Source organism: Citrobacter sp. TBCS-14, assembly GCF_005280805.1.
Lineage (GTDB): Bacteria > Pseudomonadota > Gammaproteobacteria > Enterobacterales > Enterobacteriaceae > Citrobacter > Citrobacter gillenii.
The window spans coordinates 1-321 of sequence record NZ_SZWM01001272.1 but is presented as its reverse complement, the minus strand read 5'-3'; the positions used below and the strand labels follow the sequence as shown (position 1 = coordinate 321).

The following is a 321-nucleotide window of genomic DNA, read 5'->3' as shown; positions in this document are numbered from 1 at the left end:
ACTTCAAGTTCATTACTCGCGGCGAATGCTTTCGGCACATCACCCAATGCGACACGATCCTGTGGACGCTTCGGCCCGGCCAGGCTGGCTTCCACAGTGCCCATGTCCAGTTCCAGTGAGCTGGTAAACGCAGGCTCATCACCTGGGTTACGCCACATCCCCTGTGCTTTAGCATACGCACCGACTAATTCAACCTGCTCTTCACTACGCCCACTCAGACGCATGTACTCAAGAGTTACCCCGTCAATCGGGAAAAAGCCGCAGGTTGCGCCGTATTCCGGCGACATGTTAGCAATGGTCGCCCGGTCAGCGAGCGGCAGG

General features: G+C 57.3%; 1 protein-coding gene. It reads right to left on the bottom strand.

Annotation, left to right across the window (positions count from 1 at the left end):
- Window positions 1-321, bottom strand: a 321-nt coding sequence (locus tag FDX22_RS27330) for an aconitase family protein (RefSeq protein ID WP_255433094.1), incomplete at both ends; no start/stop codon positions are given.